Genomic DNA, 2743 nt, shown 5'->3' on the forward strand with positions numbered 1-2743 from the left:
TGTTGATGTTCTTGCTCTTGTAACAAAAGGTGCAGTGAGTGATAACTCTAAAGGTGTTAAAGTTCTTAGCCTTGATGAGATGAAAGAGGTTAAGGGTGGTTCGTATCCTGTATATACTATGTGTTTTGATGATGCTTGTCTTGCGATTGCAAACCATAGAGTTGGTGCAAAGACTGGAACTCTTACGCCTGGAGAAGAAACAGCTTGGAAAACTGCTACTTTAGAAAAAGATCCTATAAATTCTAGGTATTATTTAGGTTTTATGGCTGAAAATAATTTGGCTGTTAATGGAAGCGGACAACGCTATAATTATTTCACTTATTCAGCAGTTATGTTAAGTCCTAATGGGCAAATTTTCAAATTATCTAGTCAAGTTTTAAATACTAACCTAATTGTTAGACAACTAAGTATTAAATACAAAGATCAATTTGATAGAAATTTTGGTCGATTGCGTATTTATTAATGGGCATAACCTTTTCATTATTTCTGCCGATTTAATTGTAAAGCATTAATTAATTTAAAAGGGCAGAAAAATGATAAATAGTGTAAATTCCTACTCGGGTTATAATTACCTAAGTGCTTTAAACAATGAAAATTCTAAAGCCAAAATTTCAGATAATACAAAAGAAACAAATTCGACTAACACTTCAAATCAAGTTAATAATAACACTATTCTATCATCAAAGCAAACAAATAACACAAAAGATATAAACAATACTTCAAATTTAGTTAGAGATAAGTCACAAGCTCTAAATCAAATTCTAGGCTATGGTGTAGATAAAGAGGGCTTTTTTACAAGTGATTTTAATGAAGTAGCAGGATTGCCACAAGATTATAAGATTTATGCTAAGGGAATGGAAAATTTAGTAAATTACCTTACTACAAATTCAGGGGCTTTTACAAACATAGACATTGCCAAAAGTTTGGGTAGAGCTTATCAAGTTTTCTCACAACTTGCACCCAAAGTGGAGGGAAATTTTACCCAAGAGGATATAAGCAATATTCCACAATGGTTTCAATGGAATGAGCAAACCTTAAGAGTAACAAAAACTTATACTAAAGAAGAATATATCAGTGCAACAAGTGCAAGAAATGAAGAAAGTGCTTATAATGTCTTAAAAAATGGTTTAAGTTTTCCTAGTTTAAATAAATTGAGTGTAGATTTTATTGATAAGAATGCAGATATTTTCGAACCAAGTAGGAAATTTAATATAGGCGAAAATATGTATAAAAATGCGGATACCATATCTAAAGGCGGTATTTTAATGGCATTTTTTGCAGGAAGTCAAAATATACACTTTTTTCGAGGAGAGACAACCATTTCAGGTAAATTAGCAGGACTTGATGATAATTTTAGTGTAGGACAAAGAAAAGAATTAGCAGATTTTATGGAAAACAATCCTATCTCTTATAGTATAACAGGAGATATAGGCAAAGACTTAATCAATCTACTTACTCTAACAGATAAATTCACTAATGTAGATGAGTTTAAACAAGAATGGCTTAAAATGAAAGCTAAGAGTAATGAAGCACAAATGGAAAATCAAAATACAGAATTTAATTTCAGCTCTATATTTAACTCCTTAAGAAGTAATAAAGCTATCAATGTAATTAAGAGTGAAACAAAACCTTTCAAACCCATACAAGGTGAAAGTAAAAACAAAGAAACTTATAAAGATGACAATATAAGAAGTGAATTTTTAAAAAAACTCTTAGAAGATAAATTTAGCACAAGTGAAGAGTTAAAAATTCTTTTTGGTATGAAAACAAGTGATGATGATACAAGTAATGATAATTTTAGAAAGATTATTTCTCAAATGGGTTTAAATAATATAAAGGGTATAGATATAAGAGCTTAAGAATATGAAGATTTAAATTTAAAAAGGAGAAGAAATGAAAAAAATATGCTAAGATTGTAGATTATAAATCCAAAAATAAAGGAGTTGCAATGAAAAAAAGTCTTTTAAGTTTAGCTCTTACTTTTGGGCTTGTTGGTGCATTAAATGCACAAGATGTTGATGTTCTTGCTCTTGTAACAAAAGGTGCAGTGAGTGATAACTCTAAAGGTGTTAAAGTTCTTAGCCTTGATGAGATGAAAGAGGTTAAGGGTGGATGGAAAATTGGTAGTGCAAATTGGTATGCTTATACATTTATTGAAATGCCAATTAGAAACAATATCAATGCAAATAAAAATCCAGGAAGCAAGCAAGCAATTTACTCTAATGCTTTTTGTCAAAATTATGGATGTTAAACAATCTTATATTCCTATTTTAAAATCAAAAGAAAATGCTTAAGCATTTTCTTTTGATTGAATTCGCTATTATTAAATATAAACCCTTTTAATTTTCTGTCGATTTAAATTGTAAGATTTAGATAAGGAAGGTTTATGATTAGATCAGGATGGCATTATTTGCATTTCACTGATAAAACTACTTTTAGTGGCATAGATCGGGTAAGAAATAACACGATTTATTCTGCTTTAAAAGTTGATGATAATACGCCTTTAAAACAAAGCACTATCACTATACCACTTAAAGTGAGTAATGAAAGTATCGCTTCTTCTAATCTTACACAAGAAATTTCATTTACAGATAAAATTAGCGGACAAAATATTACCCTTAAAATCAGTGATGAGAATTTAAATAAACTTCAATCAAAATTCAGCTCTAATGATTTTAGCAAAGACGAAAATGGTCATCTTGTTTTAAAAGGAGAAGCGGGGGATTTTGTATCTGGCTGGTTT

The 2743-nt window shown here is 29.8% G+C and carries 3 protein-coding genes and 1 pseudogene; all 4 read left to right on the top strand.

Annotation, left to right across the window (positions count from 1 at the left end):
* On the top strand, nt 1-463 hold a 463-nt coding region (locus DMB91_RS08955), incomplete at its 5' end, for a hypothetical protein (protein ID WP_185900269.1).
* Nucleotides 464-533: 70 nt separating this feature from the next.
* Nucleotides 534-1859: a Cj0814 family flagellar-dependent secreted protein gene (locus tag DMB91_RS08960; protein ID WP_260604908.1), complete on the top strand. Its 1326-nt coding sequence runs from the start codon at nt 534-536 to the stop codon at nt 1857-1859.
* A gap of 89 nt (nt 1860-1948) precedes the next feature.
* Nucleotides 1949-2251: a hypothetical protein gene (locus tag DMB91_RS08675; RefSeq protein ID WP_143116916.1), complete on the top strand. Its 303-nt coding sequence runs from the start codon at nt 1949-1951 to the stop codon at nt 2249-2251.
* 135 nt (nt 2252-2386) lie between these two features.
* Nucleotides 2387-2743 (top strand): annotated as a pseudogene (locus tag DMB91_RS08680) (hypothetical protein); the annotation flags it as partial.

Origin of the sequence: Campylobacter sp. MIT 97-5078, from assembly GCF_006864455.1 — a bacterium.
Lineage (GTDB): Bacteria > Campylobacterota > Campylobacteria > Campylobacterales > Campylobacteraceae > Campylobacter_D.